Origin of the sequence: Oryzomicrobium sp., assembly GCF_036820405.1 — a bacterium.
Lineage (GTDB): Bacteria > Pseudomonadota > Gammaproteobacteria > Burkholderiales > Rhodocyclaceae > Oryzomicrobium.
Map to the genome: position 1 here is coordinate 1 of NZ_DAISLS010000005.1, position 20273 is coordinate 20273.

Below are 20273 nucleotides of genomic sequence, written 5' to 3' on the forward strand. Positions count from 1 at the left end.
GGCAGACCGCCGAGCCGATGCCGCCCATGGCGCCAGTGACGAGTGCGATGCGTTGTGCGGATTGGGTCATTGCTTACTCCTAGTCGAAACCTAGTCGAAAAAAAGGCAGCCCCGGAGGGCTGCCTGGTTGCTGCCGGGGCGATCAGACGATGCCGAAGGCGTAGTACAGGGTGATGATGAAGAACACCGCCAGGGTCTTGATCAGGGTGATCGAGAAGATGTCCTTGTAGGACTGGCGGTGGGTCAGGCCGGTCACCGCCAGCAGGGTGATGACGGCGCCGTTGTGGGGCAGGGTGTCCATGCCGCCGGAGGCCATGGCGGCGACCCGGTGCAGCACTTCCAGGGGGATGCCGGCGGCCTGGGCGCTCTGGATGAAGGTATCGGCCATGGCGGCCAGGGCGATGCTCATGCCGCCGGAGGCCGAGCCGGTGATGCCGGCCAGGGCGGTGACGGTGATGGCTTCGTTGACCAGGGGGTTGGGGATGGCGCGCAGGCCGTCCGCCACCACCAGGAAGCCGGGCAGGGCGGCAATCACGGCGCCGAAGCCGTATTCCGAGGCGGTGTTCATCGAGGCCAGCAGGGAGCCGGCGATGGCGGCCTTGGAGCCTTCGGCGAAGCGGCTGATGACGGCCTTGCCGCCGAAGATGAACACGGTGAGGATGCCCACCAGCAGCGCCCCTTCAACCGCCCAGATGGCGACGATCTTGGAGATTTCCTGGACCACCGGGGCGGCCTTGCCGATCACCGCCGGCACGAAGGAATGGCTCTTGCCGTAGAACTCGGGGATCAGGAGGGTGAACACCTTGTTCATCACGCCCACCAGCACCAGGGGCAGCAGGGCGATCAGCGGGTTGGGCAGGTTGGTGTGCTCGAAGGGCTCCGGCTCGTTGACCAGGTTGGTGCCGTAGCCTTCACCGGCGGCGGCGGCCTGGCGGCGGCGCCATTCCAGGTAGACCATGCCCAGGGCCAGGATGAACAGGCCACCCAGGGTGCCCAGCCAGGGGGCGGCCCAGGTGTCGGTCTTGAAGAAGGTGGAGGGGATGATGTTCTGGATCTGCGGGGTGCCCGGCAGGGAATCCATGGTGAAGGTGAAGGCGCCCAGGGCGATGGTGCCCGGGATCAGCCGCTTCGGGATGTTGCTCTGGCGGAACATCTCGGCGGCGAACGGATAGACCGCGAACACCACCACGAACAGGGACACGCCGCCGTAGGTGAGGATGGCGCCCACCAGCACGATCGACAGCATGGCCCGCTTGGCGCCCACCACCTTGATCACGGCGGCGACGATCGACTTGGAGAAGCCGGACAGCTCAATCACCTTGCCGAAGATGGCGCCGAGCAGGAACACCGGGAAGTACAGCTTGACGAAGCCGACCATCTTGTCCATGAACAGGCCGGTGAACATCGGCGCCACCAGGGAGGGGTCGGTCAGCAGCACCGCGCCCAGGGCCGCCACGGGGGCGAACAGGATCACGCTGTAGCCCCGGTAGGCCACGAACATCAGCAGCGCGAGCGCCGCCAGCACGATTAAAAAGCTCATTGTTGCTCCTCTCACACTAAATGTTTTTGTGGTTCGGCCTGGGCCGGACATGCCCTCTTAGCAACCCTCGTGCCCATTCCCATAGACTCGCCTTAAGCGCTTGATGTTCCATGGCTATCGTCCGGCCGGGCGGTCCCGGGGGGCGGGGGAAGACCCGGCCAGTCCCCGAAATGGGACGGAAACGGCCGGCGGGGAGCAGGTCGGGTGTTCCGCCCATAGACTGGCCGGCGAGGGTTGCGCCAGGCTGGGCATAAGCGCATGAATACAGGGCGTTTTTGACGGTTCCATGACAGACCGTAACAGTCTCCATCCGGAGACTTTTTGCCGATGCCCGGAAAGCCACGACTGGCGCGGGGTTTGGCGATGGGGGTCTGGAACGCCTCGTCAGTCGTGGATCTCCACGCCTGGGCTGTGAAGATGCCCGTCCGGTGCGGGGAGCGCAAGGGGGCTGGCAATTCTTGCGGCCGCGCTTGAAATCCACGGCGGGGCACCCACATACATGGCATCACACATTAATTGCCGCGAGGACCGATCCATGCGCTTCGACCAGTGCACCACCAAATTCCAGCAGGCCATCGCCGACGCCCAGAGCCTGGCCGTGGGCGGCGACAACCCCTACATCGAACCCCTGCACCTGCTGCTGGCCCTGCTCAACCAGGACGACGGCGCCAGCACCTCCCTGCTCGCCCGGGCCGGGGTGAACGTGCCCGCCCTGCGGAACGACGTGGAGCAGGCTCTCAAGCGCCTGCCCCAGGTCCAGGGCAGCGGCGGCGAGGTGACGGTGAGCCGCGACCTGAACAACCTGTTCAACCTGACCGACAAGGAAGCACAAAAGCGCGGCGACCAGTTCATCGCCTCGGAGCTGTTCCTGCTGGCGCTTGCCGACGACAAGGGTGAGGCGGGCCGGCTGGCCAAACAGCACGGCCTGGCCAAGAAATCCCTGGAAGCGGCCATCACCGCCGTGCGCGGCGGCCAGAACGTGGGCAGCCAGGAGGCCGAATCCCAGCGCGAGGCGCTCAAGAAATACACGGTGGACCTGACCGAGCGGGCCCGCCGCGGCAAGCTCGACCCGGTGATCGGCCGGGACGACGAGATCCGCCGCGCCATCCAGATCCTGCAACGGCGCACCAAAAACAACCCGGTACTGATCGGCGAGCCCGGCGTGGGTAAAACCGCCATTGTCGAGGGCCTGGCCCAGCGCATCGTCAACGAGGAAGTGCCGGAAACCCTCAAGGGCAAGAAGGTCCTGTCCCTGGACATGGCGGCGCTCCTGGCCGGCGCCAAGTACCGGGGCGAATTCGAGGAGCGCCTGAAGGCGGTGCTCAACGACATCGCCAGGGAAGAGGGCCGCATCATCGTTTTCATCGACGAGATTCACACCATGGTCGGCGCCGGCAAGGCCGAGGGCGCCATCGACGCGGGCAACATGTTGAAGCCGGCCCTGGCCCGGGGTGAGCTGCACTGCATCGGCGCCACCACCCTGGACGAATACCGCAAGTACATCGAGAAGGACGCCGCCCTGGAGCGGCGCTTCCAGAAGGTGCTGGTGGACGAGCCCAGCGTGGAAGCCACCATCGCCATCCTGCGCGGCCTGCAAGAGAAGTACGAGGTGCACCACGGCGTGGACATCACCGACCCAGCCATCGTCGCCGCGGCCGAGTTGAGTCACCGCTACATCACCGACCGCTTCCTGCCGGACAAGGCCATCGACCTGATCGACGAAGCCGCCGCCCGGATCAAGATGGAGATCGACTCCAAGCCCGAGTCCATGGACAAGCTGGAGCGGCGCATGATCCAGCTCAAGATCGAGCGGGAGGCGATGAAGAAGGAGACCGACGAGGCCTCCAAGAAGCGCCTGCAACTGCTCGAAGAGGAACTGGAACGCCTGCAACGGGAATACAACGATCTGGAAGAAATCTGGAAGGCCGAGAAGGCCCAGGTGGTGGGCTCCCAGCACATCAAGGAGCAGATCGAGGCGATCCGCCTGCAAATGGACGAGGCCAAGCGCAAGGGCGACTGGCAGAAGATGTCCGAATTGCAGTACGGCAAGCTGCCCCAGCTCGAAGCCCAGTTGAAGGCCGCCGAGGCCGGCGATAAGGAAAGCAAGGCGAAGAAGTTCAAGCTGCTGCGCACCGAGGTCGGCGCCGAGGAGATCGCCGAGGTGGTCAGCCGCGCCACCGGCATCCCGGTGAGCAAGATGATGCAGGGCGAGCGCGAGAAGCTGCTCAAGATGGAAGACCGCCTGCACCAGCGCGTGGTCGGCCAGGATGAGGCGGTGCGGCTGGTGTCCGACGCCATCCGCCGTTCCCGCGCCGGCCTGTCGGACGAGAACAAGCCCTACGGCTCCTTCCTCTTCCTCGGCCCCACCGGCGTGGGCAAGACCGAGCTGTGCAAGGCCCTGGCCGAGTTCCTGTTCGATTCCCAGGAGCACCTGATCCGCATCGACATGAGCGAGTTCATGGAGAAGCACTCCGTGGCCCGCCTGATCGGCGCGCCTCCGGGCTACGTGGGCTACGAGGAGGGCGGTTACCTGACCGAAGCCGTGCGGCGCAAGCCCTACAGCGTGATCCTGCTCGACGAGGTGGAAAAGGCCCACCCGGACGTGTTCAACGTGCTGCTGCAAGTGCTCGACGACGGCCGTATGACCGACGGCCAGGGCCGCACGGTGGACTTCAAGAACACGGTGATCGTCATGACCTCCAACCTGGGCAGCCAGATGATCCAGCAGATGGCCGGCGACGATTACGGCGTGATCAAGGTGGCGGTAATGGCCGAGGTAAAGAGCTACTTCCGCCCCGAGTTCATCAACCGCATCGACGAGGTGGTGGTGTTCCACAGCCTGGGCGAGGCCCACATCAAGAACATCGCCAGAATCCAGTTGCAATACCTGGAAAAGCGCCTGGAGAAGATGGAGATGGGCTTGCAGGTGGACGACAGCGCCCTGGCCGAACTGGCCCAGACCGGCTTCGACCCGGTGTTCGGCGCCCGGCCGTTGAAGCGCGCCATCCAGAGCGAGATCGAGAACCCCCTAGCGCGGCTGATCCTGCAAGGCGAATTCGGGCCCAAGGACAGCATCCGGGTCACCTGCGAGAACGGGGTGATGCGCTTCAAGAAGGCATGACTGCGGGCATAACTGCGGGCATGACAGCGGCGGTAATTCGTCGCTTCGGCAACGGCGGGCCTTCGGGCCCGCCGTTTTTTTATCCCGCAGGCGTCGCCGCACTGCCGATGAAATATCGGGCGCCGTGATTTATGGCGCCTTTCAATTTTCCCTCCGCCAGTTTTTGCCAGCTTCTGCCTGGGGAAAACCGGTAAAAGTAAAAATGACGTTGCTATATTGGCCGCCCGCCCCGCGAGCGGCCGTTTCGCGGCCCGGGCCGGCATCCACCGGCCCGGCGCCATGCAATCGACGGCAGGGAGGGAGATGACATGAAAAAGATCGGCAAGGTGGCCATCATCGGCGGCGGCCTGAGCGGCCTGGCCGCCGCCTACGTGTGCAAGCAGAACGGGGTGGCCTTCACCGTGTTCGAGGACGTGCACCACATGGGCGGCAACATGCGCACGGTGCGCAACCTGGACATCGGCCTGGGGGACGGGCGCACCCGCTGGGTGGACCTGGGGGTGAACGACTTTTCCAAGACCGGCTACCAGGAGCTGGTCAAGGTGATGGACAGCCTGAACGTCCAGTACCGGCCGTTGCAGGACGTGGCGTCCTATTCCACCATCGCTCGGGACGGTACCCCGACCTCCGAGATCGAGACCGGCTTCACCATCGAGAAGGGCTGGAGCACCGAGGCCTCGCCGGAGATCGAGCAGGGCTTCCTGGATTTCCGCCGCTACTGCGAGGACCACCTGCAGGAGCTGATGGACAGCGACGATCCCCACTACAAGTACATGACCGTGGCCCAGTTCCTCGAAACCTCGGGGCTGGCGCGTAACACCCAGTTCGTCGAACGCTGCCTCTACCCGCGCATCGTCGGCATGTACTTCACCAGCAAGGTGCCCCCCGGCGACCTGCCGTTCCGCGTCATCCTGCACTACTACTACCTCCAGGAAGGCCTGGGCCGCCGGCCGACCCCGGACCCGGAGCGCATGTACTGGGTCGACGGCGTGCGCAGCTGGGTCGACGCCCTGTGCGCCTACCTGGACCCGGGCTTCGACGGCTCCACCTCCACCGATGCCCTGCGGGTCAATACCTACGCCGCCTTCCGGGTCGAAGCCTCGGGCGCCGTCCTGGTCAGCTCCCGCCCCGCCCGCTCCCCCGACGCCAAGCCGCTGGTGGAAAGCTTCGACGCCGTGATCGTCGCCAAGCAGGCCTGGGACGTGCTCGGGCGCTTCGAGGACCCATCCCAGGCGGCGCCGGGCCTGGCGGACACCCTGGCCCGCTTCCGCTTCTCCGAGGACCAGGTATTCGTGCACAACGCCACCGGGGTGCTGCCGCCCAACGCCAACGCCTGGAGCACCTACAACCTCAACATCCCCCGGGACTACGCGCCGGAGCACATCGGCTACACCATGACCTACTGGTGCAACCGCCACCAGAACGATCCGGCCAACCCGGACTACAACTGGCAGAACGAGGAGTTCCGCGCCCAGAGCTACCTGCCCAACTTCTTCTGCACCCTCAACCCGGTCAATCCCCTGCCCGACGAGAGCATCATCCTGCCGCGCGGGAAGAGGGGAAGCAGCGGGGGCTGCACCATGTTCAGCTTCAAGCACAACATCATGGACATGGCCTCCTACCAGGCCCAGGAATCCCTGCCCGCCCTGCAAGGCCACAACGGGGTCTGGCTGGTGGGCGGCTACGCCACCGGCGTGGGCTTGCAAGAAGAGTGCTGGATCGGCGCGGTGGACACGGCCGAGGTCATGCTCGGCCTCAAGGCCGGTTTCACCTCCAAGTACCGCCACGAGGTGCGCGGCGTCGGCCGGGTGCCCGCCTACATCCGCCGCTTGGTCCACGGCGAGGCGGATTGAGTCGCATGCCTCCCCTGAAGCATGACCCGGCACCCACAACACGAAAGCAGGACAAACCCATGAGCCACGACAACAACGGCGTCGACCTGGCCTCGATCACCGCATTCGCCGACGCCGCCAAGGCCGACCCGGCGGCGGCCCAGGTCAAGTTCGTCGCCCGCTCGGAATGGAAGGGCGGCGCCCGCTGCGACGCCCACATCGCCGAGTTCTACGCCAACGGCCAGCCAGCGTCCCGGCCGGGGCGCTCGTTCACCCTGTCCATGGACGAGCCGCCGCCCATGGGCGGCCACGACGCCCACCCCAATCCCGGGGAAATGCTGGCCGCCGCCATCTGCGGCTGCCTGACCGCCGGCATCGCCGCCAACGCCGCCCTGTTCGGTACCGAGCTGGAAAGCATCGAGGTGGAGGCGGAGGTGGACTGGAACCTGCTCGGCGTGCTCGGCATCGACCGCAGCGTGCCCTGCGGCGCCTCCGGGGTCCATTACACGGTCCGGCTCAAGGGCAAGGGCAGCGCCGAGCAACTGCGCCGCAGCAAGGAAACCCTGGACCGCAAGTCGGCCATCCTCAACACCCTGCTTGCGCCGATTCCGGTGACCAGCAGCACCGTCATTCTGGACTAGGCCGGCGATGCGGGTCGGTGTCGGCTACAGCGACAATCCGGATTCGGCCGCCGCCGGGGCCCAGGCAGTCCGGCAGGCCCTGGACCAGGCCGGCCTGGACGGCTGCGACCTGGTGCTGCTGTTTTCCACGTCCCGCCACGATCCACAGGCCCTGCGCCGGGCCGTGGCGGCGGCGGCCGGGCCCCGGGCCCGCATCGCCGGCGGCTGGGCGGTGGGGGCCCTGACCAACTGGGACCTCGGCTATGCCGGCGACCAGGTGGGGCTGGCGGTGTTCCGCTTCGACACCACGGCCTGCGACATCGTCGCCGAGGGCGACCTGGCCCAGGGCGAGGAACCCGTCGGCCGGCGCATCGGCGAGGCCCTGGCGGAGGCCGGCGTGGCGGCCGATTCGCCGGTGCTGCTGCTCTACGACACGGTGGACCGGACCCGGGGGGCGATGCGCATGCTGATGGCCACGCCGCTGCTGGCCGGCATCGAAAGCGCCCTGGGGGGGCTGCCCGACGTGGTGGGGGCAGGGCTGGCCGGCGACATGCTGGGCACCCCGGGCTGGCAATGGACCGGCGACGGTCTGGCCGAGCGCCAGGCCCTGGCGCTGCTCTTTTCTGGCGGCGTGCGCATGGACAGCGTCATCATGCATGGCTGCCAGCCCTGTACCGGTTACTATACGGTGACCCGGGCCGATGCCCAGACCATCCTGGAGATCGATGGCCGGCCGGCCCTGGACGTGATCGGCGACATTTTCGCCGGCGCCATCGCGCCGGAAGACTACGGCTTCTTCCTTACCCTGGGAGTGAACATGGGCGACCGGTGGGGTGATTTCGACGAGTCGGCATATGTCAACCGCATGTGTCTGAAGGTCGACCACAAGCGCGGCGGCCTGGTCATGTTCGAGCCGGACATGGTGGCCGGCACCCGCTTCCAGATCATGCACCGTAGCCTCAACCTGGACTACATCGCCCCCCGGATCGAGGGTCTGTTCCGCAAGTTGGAGGGGCGTCGTCCCGTGTTCGCCCTGTACATCGATTGCGCCGGCCGGGCCGCCGGCTTTGCCGGTATCGACGCCGAGGACGCGGCGGAAGTGCAGCGGGTGGTGGGCGACCGGGTGCCCCTGCTGGGTCTCTACACCGGGGTCGAGGTCGGCGCCGTGTTGGGCCGCCCCCGGGCCCTGGACTGGACCGGCGTGTTCTGTCTGTTCAGCGTCTGATATGGCCGACAGCGACGACTTCGATCTCCACGACCCCGCCGTCGGACAGCCCGTGGCGCCGGAGGAGGCGGCCGAGCTGCGCCGCGAGGTGGCCTACCTGCGCAAGCGGACCGAGCAGCTCGCCGCCAGCCTGGTGCGGGGCGATACCGTCGCCGCGGCGATCCGCCACGAACTGGAGCAGAAGCGCCGCGGCTTCACCCTGATGGGCGAACTGGCCGCCACCTTGGGCCAGGACATGGACCACGACAGCGCCTTCGCCGCCATCAGCCGGCGCATCAATGGCGCCCTCAACATGCAACGCACCGCCGTGCTCGTCCCCAACGGCGACGACACCTTCTCGCCCCGGGTGCTCCAGGGCTACGACCCGGACGAAGGGGCGGCCATGCAGGCCTTGCGCCTCGCCCTGCCCGGCGAAATGCTCGACCCCCTGCGGCCGGTGCTGGTCACCCGGGCCGACCCGGACGACCGGCTGGCCGCGGTGCGCGGCGCTTTGGGCCTGCCCTACTTGATCTCGACCCCGGTGGTGCTGAACGGCGACGTCGTCGCCCTGCTGGTCACCGGGCGCCTACGCGAGCAACGCCCCTTCCTGCCCCGCCTGGGGGCCAGCGACGTGGAAACGGTCCAGGCTGTGGGCGCCCACCTGGCCGCCGTGCTCGCCGGCCAACGCCTGCGCGAGGCGGAGAACCTGGCCAACTACGATCCCCTGACCGGCCTGCCCAACCTGCGCCTGGTCACCGACCGGCTGCGCCAGACCACCACCCTGGCGGCCCGGGACGGCTTCCGCAGCGCGGTGATGTTCATCGACCTGGACGGTTTCAAGCGCATCAACGATTTCCTCGGCCACGCCGCCGGCGACAACCTGCTACGGGCCATCGCCGGGCGCCTCGAAGCCTGCGTGCGCAAGTCCGACACCGTGGGGCGCATCGGCGGCGACGAGTTCGTCATCATCCTGTCCCACGTGGACGACCTGGACGGTATCAACGTGGTGGCCGACAAGGTGCTGGCCGAGGTCTGCCACCCCGTGGACCTCTACGGCACGCCCTGCCACGTCGGCGCCAGCATCGGCATCGCCGTCTTCCCCGACCACGGCCAGGACGTCGCCAGCCTCCTGCAACGGGCCGACGAGGCCATGTACGGAGTCAAGAAAAGCGGCAAGCGGGCGGTGCGCTTCGCCGGCGAACGCTAGGTTCGCGCCGGCCTTTAGGCGGGGGGAGGGCCGCTCCGATGCATCCGACCTATTCTGGCGATAGTTTGCAATTTAATAGCGCGCTATTTATAGTGCGTGCATGAACAACGCCACCCCCCCTGCCGCTACCCCGGCCGCCCTGCTGTTGGATAACCAGTTCTGCTTCGCCCTCTACGCCACCACCCTGGCGATGCAGAAGGTGTACCGCAAGCTGCTCGCCCCCCTGGGACTGACCTATCCTCAGTATCTGGTGATGATGGTGCTGTGGGAGCGGGACGGGCAGACGGTGTCCCAGATTGGCGAGCCCCTGGGCCTCGATTCCGCCACCCTGACGCCCCTGCTCAAGCGCCTGGAGGCGGCCGGACTGGTTAGCCGCAGCCGGGCGGCGAGCGACGAGCGCCAGGTGGTGGTGAGCCTGAGCGAGGCCGGCCGGGCCCTGCGCGGGCGGGCCGAAGAGGTGCCGGCCGCCATGCTGTGCGCCGCCGCCTGCACCCCCGACGATCTGGGCCGGCTCAAGAATGAACTGGAAGAGTTGCGCCAGCGTCTGTTGCAGTACGAATGAGCCGGCAGGGAACGGTTTTTCCCTGCACCTAACGTATAGCGCGCTATTCAATAGCAAAGTTTAAGGCAGGCGATGCGCCCGGGCGGTCCGAAGTCATCGCAGGCAGTTCCCCCACTCCTAGGAGAAACGCACCATGTCGATCGAAAAAGTCCTGTACCGCGCCGAAGCCCACGTTACCGGCGGCCGCGACGGCCACGCCGCCACCAGCGACGGCCACCTGAAAGTGCGCCTGACCACGCCCAAGGAACTGGGCGGTGCCGGGGGCGACGGCACCAATCCGGAGCAGCTGTTCGCCGCCGGCTATTCGGCCTGCTTCATGGGCGCCATGAAGTTCGTCGCCGCCCGGGAGAAGATCGCCTTCCCGCAAGATGCCGCCATCGATGGCCGGGTCGGCATCGGCCCCATTCCCTCCGGCTTCGGCATCGAGGTCGAACTGCGCATCGCCCTGCCGGGCATGGCCCGGGACGCGGCCCAGGCCCTGGTGGACAAGGCCCACGTGGTCTGCCCCTATTCCAACGCCACCCGGGGCAACATCGACGTGACCCTGACCCTGGTGTGAGGCCGGAAGTCGGGCAAGCCCCCAAACGACAACGCCGCCCCAACGGGCGGCGTTGTCGTTGATGGCGGACGGATCAGTTGGCGTCGGCGCCGGTCTTGACCGCATCGCCGACGGCCAGGCCCTTCTGGCCCTTGAGTACCACCTGGGCGCGCTCGTCCAGGCCGGCCACGATCTCCACCAGGCCGTCCTTGCTGCGGCCGGTCTTGATGTCCACAGTGTCGATCCTGCTCTCGTCGTTCACCGTCAGCACCCGGGCGCTGCCGCTGCCCGGGTCGCGGACCACGGCGGATTTGGGCAGGGCCAGGGCCTTGCGCTTGCCCATGCTGATGGTGCCCGAGACGTTGAGGCCGGCCTTGAGGTTGGTGCCGGCGGGCAGGTCCACGTAGGCCAGGCCGTTGCCGGTGGTCACGTTGATGGTGGGGGACACCTGGCGCACCCGGCCCTTGACCTCGGGGCCCAGGGGGCTCTTCACCGTCACCTCCTGGCCGGGGGAAAGGCGTAGCAGGGTTTCGCCCTTGACCTCGGCGCGCCACTCCAGGCGCCCCTGGCGGATCAGGCGGAACAGTTCGCTGCCGGCGGAGACGATGGTGCCCTCGGCGGCGCTGCTGGCCGAGATCATGCCGTCGTCCGGCGCCACCAGGGTGGTGTTGTCCAGACGCAGCTGCTGGCGCTTGACCTGGGCCTGGGCGGCGCTCAGGCGGGCCTCGGCGGTGCGCCGCTGGGTCTCGAAGAGGGTCAGCTCCTGCTGGCTGACGCCGCCGGAGGCGGCCAGGCGCCGGCCCCGCTCCAGGGTGGCGGTGGCCTGGGCCAGGGCGGCCTGGGCTTCGGACAGCTGGGCGTTGGCCGCGTCCAGATCGGTTTCCACCGTGGCCGCGTCCAGCCGGGCCAGGGGCTGGCCCTTCTTGACCGTGTCGCCCACGGTGACCAGCACCTTGGACAGGCGCAGCCCGCCCACTTCGGCGCCGATGCTGGTTTCCTGCCAGGGCATGACGTTGCCGCTGGCCTCGATCAGGTCGGGCCAGGATTCGTTGCGGGGATGGACCACCGCCACGGCGGGAACCGGCTTGGGCGGCGGGACGGCCGCTGGGGGTTGCACTGCCGCCTGGGCCGCTTGGCTCGTGGCCGGGGCGGCGTCGCCGCCGGCGGTTTCGGCGTTGGACAGGCTGGCGGCGCCGAGCACCAGGGCGGCGGGCACGGTCAGGGCGAGGAGGGCGGCGAGGCGCTTTTCCGGCAGACGGAGCTTGGCCAGGGCGGCGATGGACGAGAGGCGGGAGGGGCTGGAGGGCATCATGGTTCGCTCAATCGGGATGGCGGACTTCGGCCAGGGGAACGGTCTGGACGGCCGCCGCCGGGGCGGCCTGGGCCGACACGGCATCGGGTTGAGTGGCGGGGGCGGCCCCAGGCTTGGCATCGGGTGTTGCCCCAGGCGTCGCCCCGGGCTGGGCGTTCGGCTTGTACTGGGCGCCGCCGCCGGTGGCGCGGTTGAGCGCCACCCAGGCTTGCAGGCGTTCCTGCTGCACGCTCAACAGGGTCTGCTGGGCGCTCAGCATCGAGCGGCGGGCATCTTCGAGTTCCAAGAGGTTGCTGGCGCCCTCGCGGAAGCGCACGTCCACCGAGTCGAAAAAGCGCTGGTACTGGCTGGCGGACACCCGGGCGTTCTCGGCCCGCTCGTGGGCGGCGGCGTAGCGGGTCAGGGCGTCCTCGATCTCCTGGATGGCCGCCCGGGTCTCGGCCTTGAAGTCGGCCAGGGCCTCGTCGTAGCGGGACTTGGCGATCTCCACGGCGGCCTTGCGCCGGCCGCCGTCGAAGATCGGCAGGCTCAGGGACGGGCCGAAGGACCAAGTGCCGAAGGACAGGGCGCCGCCGCCGCTGGTTTCCGACACGGTGTAGCCCAGGTCGCCGTTGAGGGTCAGGCGCGGATAGCGGTCCGCCTCGGCCAGGCCGATGTCGGCGGACGCCGCCGCCAGCCGCCGCTCGGCGGCGCGCAGGTCGGGGCGCTGTGTCAGGGCGTCCTTGGGGATGGCGATGCTGAAGTGCCGGGGCACCGGCAGGCGCCCCAGGCCCGTGGGCTGGTCGGCCAGGGCGCGCATCAGGGCCGGGCGGGGGATGCCGGTGAGGCGGGTCAGCTGGTTCTCCAGCCGTTCGCAGGAGGCCCGGGTGGCCGCCAGTTGGGTCTTGGCTTCGGCCACCGAGGCGGTGCTGCGCACCGCCTGGTAGGGGGCGGTGAAGCCTTCCTTGACGCTGGCGGCGGTGAGCCGGGCGGTGGCCTGGCGCGAGGTCAGATCCTGCCCGCTCAGGGCCAGGTAGGACTGGCAGGCACGGTAGCTCAGGTAGGCGTCGGTCACGTCGGCGGCCAGGCTCACCCGGACGTCGGCCAGGGTCGCCGCCTGAGCCGCTTCCCGGGCTAGGGCGCCTTCCTTGCCGCGGCGCACGGCGCCGAACAGGTCGATTTCCCAGGAGGCGTTCATCGACAGCCAGGATTCGCTCAGGCTCTTGCCCGAGGAATCGCTCACCCCGCTCTGGGCGTTGGCGCTGCCGTCCACGGTCGGCTGTCCGGCGGCGTTGGCCTGGCCGGTGCGGGAACGGGACTGGCGGAGCTTGGCCGTGGCCGCTTCCAGGGTCGGGCTGCTGGCGAAGGCTTCGGCGATCAGGTGGTCGAGCACCGGGTCGGACAGTTCTTCCCACCAGGGAGCGGTGCGGGCCACGCCGCCGTCGGGGACGGAGGATTTTGCGTCCGGGGCGTCAGGAGTACCTGGGGTGGCCAGGGCGGTGCTCGACGTCCAATGGTTGGGCACGTCGGTCGGGGAGAGCTTGGGGGCCTGGTAGTTCGGGCCCACCGCGGCGCAGCCCGCCAGGGCGAGGGCAAGGAGGGGAGGGAGGATGCCTGGTGAGGCAAGGGCCCGCCGCCGGGGCGCGCCTGGAGGCTGGGGGTACTGAGAGGCCATCGTCGTTGTTTCTTCTCGTGACGCGGGCCGTGGCCGGGCTTGTGGCGCGGGCACGCCGGGGCGTCGTGGGATTGCCAATCCAAGAGGATGACGGCTGGCCGGAGGGAGTTCAAGGGAAGTTTTGCAACAGCATGTATCCACCCCGCCGGCCTGCGTTTTCCGGAGCCCTGCCAAGCCTGCGCGCCCCGCATGTCGGGACGATGAATCCTGGGAATTGGGGCCGCGCCACCGGCCTTCCGCCTGCCGTGGCCGTCCGCAATCGTCCGGCTGCACGGCGTGGGGCAAGGGGGGCGTTCCGGGCCGGTCCGGGCCCCGCGTCGATTTTGCCGCCTGCGGTTGTCCGAGGTAGGTGGATGGGGGGAAAGAAGGTGGGAAAGAAGGCGAGAAGGGGGGCGAGAAGGGGGGCGAGAAGGGGGGCGGTAAGCGTCCAGGCGCCGCTGCCGATAGAACTGACCCCAATACTTGAATTTTTTTAATGTTTTGCGCCGGGCGTTTTTTGAAACTCGGCTACTGGCGCGGACATTCGATTTTTTGCTGTAGAAACGTATTAATTTTTTTCATGTATCGCCTGCGTGGCAGCCTCAAGCTGCGAGTTTCCCCGTCCCGCAGCCGCACCGAGAGGCGGTGCCCGGTTGCGCCAGACCACGCCAGACCACGCCGAACCCCATCAGGCCGGATCAGGCCGCGTCAGGCCGTGGCGTGGGCGGTGCCGGCCTCGCCCTCGCGCAGGGCCAGTTGCTGGCGCAGGTGCTTGAGCGAGGGGGTGACGATGGCCACGAAGTAGGCTTCGCGCAGGCGGCGCTGGGCCGTGGCGTTGCGCAGGTAGCCCCGGGCGCCCTGGTGCAGCATGGCGGCCTGGGCGGCGCGTAGGGACAGTTCGCCGCCGGCCAGGCGCAGGCGCAGGATGTCGGTGAGCAGCTCGGCCTGGGCCGCGCCGTCGGGCACCGTGTCGGCAAGCTCGGCCAGGCGGCGGGTTTCGCTACGGGCGGCGGCCAGCACCCGGCGCAGGTCGTCGGCCTGGTCGTCCTCGAAGCGGTTGATGTGCTGGTGGGTGCGGGCGGTGCCGTCCACCAGGCGGATGCAGTCTTCCACCAGTCCCAGGCCCATGCCCAGCTGGGCCAGGATCATGCCGGGCTGGATGCGCGCCAGATAGTCGGCGGCGCGGTCCGGGTGGGCCAGCACCCGGGCGTCGTCGATGCGCACGTTGCGGAACTGGCAGGCGAAGGTGCGGGTGCCCTCCAGGGCGGTGAAGTTGGCCCCGTCGGCGAGCTTGAAGCCGGATTGGCCGCAATCCACGGCGAAGAACACCAGCCCGCCGTCCCCATCGTTGCCCTCCACCGGGCAGCCGGTGACGAAGACATGGTCCGGCCCCAGGTTGGATACCCAGGGCAGGGTGCCGTTGATCTCGTAGCCGCCTTCGACGCGCCGGGCGCTGAGCAGGAAGCGCTCGATCCGGCAGCAGGCCTTGAAGGTGTTGGAAAGCCCGGTGCCGCCCAGGCGCCGGCCCGCCGCCAGATCCGGCAGCAGCTCGGCTTGCAGGGCGGCGTTGTCGCAAAGCTGGAGGTAGCGCACGCAGGCGGTCTGGCACCACACGGCGAAGGCGGTGGACAGGCAGGTTTCGCCCACCCGGGCCATGATGGCGATGGTTTCGGCCAGGCCGCTGCCGCCCTTTTCCCAGGCGCCGCCCCAGGCCGGCGCCGCCACCCGGGCGTAGCCGCCCAGGCGGCCCAGTTCGCGCAGAAAGTCTTCCGGGTATTCCCCGTCCTGGTCGATCTGGTTGACCCGGGGCGCCAGCTGGCGGGCGATCAGGGCGTCGAGGGCGTCCAGGTCGACGCCGGGGATTGCCGTGGGCAGGTCGGTCGGCAGGTCGGTGGCAGGGGCGGCGGAGGCGGTCATGGCGGGTCTTTCGTGAAACAGGGAGGCGGGAGAGGCGAAGATCAGGCCCCGGCCCAGCGCCGGTGGGCCTGGCGGGCCAGGCAATCGAGGATGAAACCGAGCAGGCCGATGAACAGGATGGTGGCCATCAGCTCGCCGTAGGCCAGCCGGTCCCGGGTGTCGAGGATGAAGTAGCCCAGGCCCGCGTCCACGCCGAGCATTTCGGCGGGCACCAGCACCACCCAGATCAGGCCGATGGCCAGGCGGATGCCGGTGAGCAGGTGGCTGGCGATGGCCGGGGCCACCACCCGCCACAGCCGCTCGCGGCGGTTGGCTCCCAGGCTATCGGCCAGGGTCAGCCATTGGGGGTCGATGGCGGCGATGCCGGCGGCCACGTTGAGCACGATGGGCCACACCGCGGCGCACACCAGCAGGAAGACCACCGGGGCGTCCCCCACCCCCAGGGCCATCACCGCCAGGGGCATCCAGGAGAGGGGCGAGATCATGCGCAGGAACTGGAAGACCACCGAGGTGGCCTGCTCGAAGCGGCGCAGGGTGCCCACCAGCAGGCCCAGGGGCACCCCCGCCAGCAGGGCGAGCAGCAGCCCCAGGCCGACCCGTTGCAGGCTGACCCGGGCGTGGTGCCAGATCTCGCCGCCCTGCCACAGGGACTGGGCGGCGTGCCAGGTATTCTCCGGCGAGAATCGCCCGGCCATCAGACCCAGGGGTGTGTCCCGCCCCAGGCTGTGGACCGCCAGCCACCACAGGGCGCCGCTGGCGGCCAGCCCCAGGAGGGGCCAGCCGGCCAGGCGGACGCCCCGGACGGCGAGGCGGATTGTGGCAGTGATTGCAGCCGTGGTTGCGGCCACGCCGTCCGCCGGAGCGAAGCGGCTCATGCCTGGAGGGTCTCGCTGCGCACGTACTTCTCGGGCAGGCCGAAGGCCTTCAAGCCGCCCACCGAGGCCACCGCCTTGCGCACGAAGCGGTCGTCCACCAGGTCCTTGGCCACGGCGGCCGGGTCCAGGGTGGCGAGGAAGCCGTTGTCGCCTTCGAGCTGGGTGTGCTTGAGCAGCTTGACCAGTTGCTCGGTGTAGGAGGGGAAGGGGTAGGGCTGGAAGTCGATGCGCGCTTCCTTCCACTCCTTGTGGCGGATGGCCCCCTCGGCGATGTAGCGCTGCTCCAGCTCCTGGTTGTTCACCAGCACCCGCTCCAGCACCGGCAGGGGGAAGGGGGTGTATTTGCCCGGGCCGTCCTTGGCCAGCAGCTGGGCGCCTTCCTGGCGGTGGTCGCGCAGCCAGTGCTGGGCCTTGACCACGGCGTTGACCACCTTCTGGGACCACTCGGGCCGGTCGTTCAGGTCCCGCTCGTGCATGGTCACCACGCAGCAGGCGTGGTCGCGCCACACGTCGCCGGTAAAGCGCAGGATGCGGCCGATGCCGTTGGTCTCGGCGGCGGCGTTGAAGGGCTCGGCGACGATGAAGCCGGCGATCGCCCCGTTGGCCAGGGCCGGCCCCATGTCTGCCGGGGCCATTACCGCCAGGGCCACCTCGTTGGGCTTGAGGGCGCCGGTGGGCTTGGTCGCCACGGTCAGGCCGTTCTCGCGCAGCAGGTGTTGCAGCACCACGTTGTGGATCGAGTACCAGAAAGGCACGCCGACCTTCTTGCCGCCCAGGTCCTTCACCTGCTGGATGCCCGGGGCCACGGTCAGGGCCGAGCCGGCCATGTGGTTCCAGGCCACCACCTTGGCCGGGAAGCGGCTGCCGTAGCGGGCCCACACGGTCATGGGCGAGAGCAGGTGCACCACGTTCACCTGGCCGGCCATGAAGGCTTCGACGATCTGGGCCCAGGAGCGGAACAGGCGCGGCGCCTCGACCTTGAGTCCTTCGGCCTCGAACAGCTGGCGGGCGTGGGCGATCAGCAGGGGGGCGCCGTCGGTGATGGGCAGGTAGCCGATGCGCACCGGGTCGTCCGGATTGGCCGCCCGGGCCAGGCCGGGCAGGGCCACGGCGCCGGTGAGCAGGGCGGAAAGACGCAGGAAGTCGCGGCGGGAGAGGGACTGGCGGTCGAAGGCAGCGTCGGGGTCGGCGGCGTGGGCCGGGGCGGTCGGATCGAGATCGAGCATGGAGCGGGCCTCAAGTGGAGTGGATACAGGGGCGGGGGGCGGCCGGGGCCGCCAGGGTGTCGAGGATTTCCTCGCGCAGGGCGTTGAGGGCGGCGGAGCGGTGCAGGCGCGGCGCCCGGCCGTCCGGGCGCCATTCGCCGACGATGCGCGCCGGGTGGCCGGCGAGCAGCAGCACCCGGTCGCCGATGCGCAGGGCCTCGTCGATGTCGTGGGTGACCAGCAGGGCCGCCGCCTGGCGCCGGTGCGCCAGTTCCACCAGCAGGTCCTGCATGGCCTCCCGGGTTACCGCGTCGAGGGCCGAGAAGGGCTCGTCCAGGTAGACGATTTCCGGGTCCCGGGCCAGGGCGCGGGCCAGGGCGACGCGCTGAGCCATGCCGCCGGAAAGGGCCTGAGGGCGCTTGGCAGCGTGGCCAGCCAGGCCCACCTGGGCCAGGGCCTTGTTCACCCGGGCGGCCTGGACTGTGCGGGATTCCTTGGCGCGGCAGGCGAAATCCAGGCCGAAGGCCACGTTGCCGGCCACGGTCAGCCAGGGCAGCAGGGCCGGGGACTGGAACACCACGCTGGCCGCCGCCGCCCGGGCCTTGCCGCTGCTATTACCGGTGGCCTCGCTGTGCAGGCGCACCTCGCCGGCCCCGGGCTCGGCCAGGCCGGCCAGCAGGCGCAGCAGGGTCGATTTGCCGCAGCCCGAGGCGCCGATCAGGCAGACGATTTCCCGCCGCCCGATGGTCAGGTCCACCCCGGCGAACACCGGCTGGGGGCCGTAGGCGAAGGACAGCCCCCGGGCGTCGAGCAGGGGGGCGTCGTCCAGGGGGAAAGGGGCGGGGGCGGCGGCGCGCATGGTCAGGCGGCGCCGTTCTCGCCCGGCGGCTGCCAGCGGTAGGCCGCCAGCTCCGGGTTGAGTTCGGTTTGGGCCAGGGAATTGCTGAAGTTGCACAGGGTGGCCAGACTGACGCCGAGGATCACTTCGAGCACCTGCTGCTCGCCATAGCCGGCGGAGAGGAAGGCGTCCAGCTCGGCGCCGGTGACGGCGCCGCGGCGGGCGATCACCGCCCGGGTGAACACGGCCAGGGCGTCGAGTTTGGCGTCGGGCAGGGGCTGTTGCCGGCGCAGGGCCTCCACCAGGTCCTCGGCCAGCTTGCCCTGCTTGTAGGCGATGGCGGTGTGGCCGGCGACGCAGAAGGTGCAGCCGTGGATGACGGCGGCGGTGATCTGCACGGTTTCCCGCTCGGCCAGGGTGAAGCTGCTGCGGCTGTTGATCTCGCCCACGGTCAGGTAGGTTTCCAGGGCCGTCGGGGCGTTGGCCAGCACCCCCAGCAGGTTGGGGATGAAGCCGTTCTTGGCCAGGGCCTTTTCCAGATAGGGGCGGCTGGCTTCCGGGGCCGATTCGAGGGTTTGCAGGGTGAGGCGGGACATGGGGCTTCCTTTGTGGAGTGCGGACGGTGGGCAGGGCGTCGATACGCTACGGGGATTGTCCCGGCCGGGCCGGGATGGCCTCAATGCGTGGCCGTCCGCATCTTTTGCTCGTTCGTCTCGCCCGGCCGGGGCCGGGCGCTCAGGCCGCCTGGGGTGTTGCGGCCTCGGGCTGGCAGCGGCGCCGGTAGGCCCCGGGGAGCACGCCGGTGGCCTTCTTGAAGGCCCGGGAGAAGGCGGCGTCCGATTGGTAGCCGACCTGTTCAGCCGCCCGGGACAGGCTCGTGCCCTGGCGGATCAACTGGCTCGCCACCTTCATGCGCAGTTGCAGCAGGAACTGGCTGGGGGAGGTGCCGCACACGTGCTGGAAACGCTTGAAGAAGGTGGCCCGGGACATGTGGGTCAGATCGGCCATGGCTTCCACGGTCCACTCCCGTTCCGGGGCGGCGATCAGGGCGTCGAGCAGGGGGGCGAAGCCGGGCTGGGCGAGCAGCGCCCACAGCCCGGCGCTCACTTCCCGGCGCCGGCACAGGTGGCGGACGACGTAGAAGAAGAGCAGCTCCACCAGCCGCGCCACCAGGGGCGAGGGGGCGTCGCCGGCCCGTTCCGCTTCGGCCAGGATCAGGTCGAAGAGGGGCCGGGCCTCGGCCAGTTCGCCGTCCCCGTCGGGAATCACCACGTAGTCGGGGAAGGAGCCGAGCAGCAGGTCGGTGAGCCGGGTGCGGAATTCGAAGAAGCCGCAGGCCAGGGCTACGCTGCCGGGGACGGAGCGGTCCAGGGGCGCCATGGCCGCGCGGGGCGCGTCGGCGGCCCGGGCCGGGTCGGCCTCGGGGCTGAGCACGTGGGGCACGTCGCGCAGGAAGAACACCGCGTCGCCGGCCTGGAGGGGGCGGCGCTCGCCGGTTTCGGGCAGGTGCAGCCAGCATCGGCCGTTGAGCACCACGTGGAAGCCGGCCCGGGAAAGGCCGGTGATCGAAGCCTTCCAGGTGCCGCAATACTGGCCCAGGTGAAACAGGGTGGTATCCAGGTCCAGGCTGCCGAGCAGCCAGTGGATGAGCCGGTCCTGACGTGACGACATGGCGCTCCCCAAAGCCGGAGGGCCCGCGCGGCGGAGCGGCGGGCGGCGGTTGAACAGGGGGGCATGGTAGGCAGGGGCGGCCCGGGGGTTAAGGAAGAAAAACCGATATGGTTATGCCCGCCTGGAAAATGGGTTGAGGGGAGGCGGGGGAGGCTGGCAGCGGCTGCGGGGCGTTGGCCTGGTGGCAGCCGGGAGGGT

16 protein-coding genes are annotated in these 20273 nt (G+C 69.2%); 7 read left to right on the forward strand and 9 right to left on the reverse strand.

What is annotated here, in order from left to right; all coding sequences use genetic code 11:
* Nucleotides 1-142: 142 nt before the first annotated feature.
* Nucleotides 143-1540, reverse strand: a complete 1398-nt coding sequence (locus tag V7Z98_RS05425) for a GntP family permease (RefSeq protein WP_334157264.1) — start codon at nt 1538-1540, stop codon at nt 143-145.
* A 535-nt stretch (nt 1541-2075) separates the two neighbouring features.
* Here V7Z98_RS05425 and clpB point away from each other — a divergent pair.
* The 7 genes from clpB (at nt 2076) to V7Z98_RS05460 (ending at nt 10645) form a co-directional block, all read left to right on the forward strand.
* The gene (gene clpB, locus V7Z98_RS05430) at nt 2076-4661 is read left to right on the forward strand and encodes an ATP-dependent chaperone ClpB (protein ID WP_334157265.1); all 2586 of its coding nucleotides are present in this window, start codon (nt 2076-2078) and stop codon (nt 4659-4661) included.
* A 308-nt stretch (nt 4662-4969) separates the two neighbouring features.
* Complete coding sequence (locus V7Z98_RS05435) at nt 4970-6514, forward strand: NAD(P)-binding protein (protein WP_334157266.1); 1545 nt, start codon at nt 4970-4972, stop codon at nt 6512-6514.
* Nucleotides 6515-6573: 59 nt separating this feature from the next.
* Nucleotides 6574-7134: an OsmC family protein gene (locus tag V7Z98_RS05440; protein ID WP_334157267.1), complete on the forward strand. Its 561-nt coding sequence runs from the start codon at nt 6574-6576 to the stop codon at nt 7132-7134.
* 7 nt (nt 7135-7141) lie between these two features.
* Nucleotides 7142-8338, forward strand: coding sequence for an FIST N-terminal domain-containing protein (locus tag V7Z98_RS05445; protein WP_334157268.1), 1197 nt, complete (start codon nt 7142-7144; stop codon nt 8336-8338).
* A gap of 1 nt (nt 8339) precedes the next feature.
* Nucleotides 8340-9524 carry a sensor domain-containing diguanylate cyclase gene (locus tag V7Z98_RS05450; protein WP_334157269.1) on the forward strand — a complete coding sequence of 395 codons (1185 nt, stop codon included), beginning with the start codon at nt 8340-8342 and terminating at the stop codon, nt 9522-9524.
* Nucleotides 9525-9624: 100 nt separating this feature from the next.
* Nucleotides 9625-10086, forward strand: coding sequence for a MarR family winged helix-turn-helix transcriptional regulator (locus tag V7Z98_RS05455; protein WP_334157270.1), 462 nt, complete (start codon nt 9625-9627; stop codon nt 10084-10086).
* A 133-nt stretch (nt 10087-10219) separates the two neighbouring features.
* Nucleotides 10220-10645: an organic hydroperoxide resistance protein gene (locus V7Z98_RS05460; RefSeq protein WP_293263862.1), complete on the forward strand. Its 426-nt coding sequence runs from the start codon at nt 10220-10222 to the stop codon at nt 10643-10645.
* A gap of 73 nt (nt 10646-10718) precedes the next feature.
* Here V7Z98_RS05460 and V7Z98_RS05465 read toward each other — a convergent pair whose 3' ends face one another.
* The 8 genes from V7Z98_RS05465 to V7Z98_RS05500 all read right to left on the reverse strand — a co-directional run bounded on the left by V7Z98_RS05465 (nt 10719) and on the right by V7Z98_RS05500 (nt 20075).
* The gene (locus V7Z98_RS05465; RefSeq protein ID WP_334157271.1) at nt 10719-11936 is read right to left on the reverse strand and encodes an efflux RND transporter periplasmic adaptor subunit; all 1218 of its coding nucleotides are present in this window, start codon (nt 11934-11936) and stop codon (nt 10719-10721) included.
* A 7-nt stretch (nt 11937-11943) separates the two neighbouring features.
* Nucleotides 11944-13590, reverse strand: a complete 1647-nt coding sequence (locus tag V7Z98_RS05470; RefSeq protein ID WP_334157272.1) for an efflux transporter outer membrane subunit — start codon at nt 13588-13590, stop codon at nt 11944-11946.
* 687 nt (nt 13591-14277) lie between these two features.
* Nucleotides 14278-15486, reverse strand: a complete 1209-nt coding sequence (locus V7Z98_RS05475; protein ID WP_334157273.1) for an acyl-CoA dehydrogenase family protein — start codon at nt 15484-15486, stop codon at nt 14278-14280.
* Between the two features lie 41 nt (nt 15487-15527).
* Entirely contained in the window at nt 15528-16361 is an 834-nt protein-coding gene (locus V7Z98_RS05480; protein WP_334157274.1) for an ABC transporter permease, read from the reverse strand.
* The gene (locus tag V7Z98_RS05485) at nt 16358-17587 is read right to left on the reverse strand and encodes an ABC transporter substrate-binding protein (protein WP_334157275.1); all 1230 of its coding nucleotides are present in this window, start codon (nt 17585-17587) and stop codon (nt 16358-16360) included. The genes V7Z98_RS05480 and V7Z98_RS05485 overlap by 4 nt, the downstream gene beginning before the upstream one ends.
* 10 nt (nt 17588-17597) lie before the next feature.
* Nucleotides 17598-18425 (reverse strand): ABC transporter ATP-binding protein, encoded by an 828-nt coding sequence (locus V7Z98_RS05490; protein ID WP_334157276.1) that lies wholly within the window; start codon nt 18423-18425, stop codon nt 17598-17600.
* A 2-nt stretch (nt 18426-18427) separates the two neighbouring features.
* Entirely contained in the window at nt 18428-19000 is a 573-nt protein-coding gene (locus tag V7Z98_RS05495; protein ID WP_334157277.1) for a carboxymuconolactone decarboxylase family protein, read from the reverse strand.
* A 139-nt stretch (nt 19001-19139) separates the two neighbouring features.
* A complete protein-coding gene (locus tag V7Z98_RS05500) occupies nt 19140-20075 on the reverse strand; it encodes an AraC family transcriptional regulator (protein ID WP_293266224.1) in 936 nt (311 codons plus the stop codon).
* Nucleotides 20076-20273: the final 198 nt, after the last annotated feature.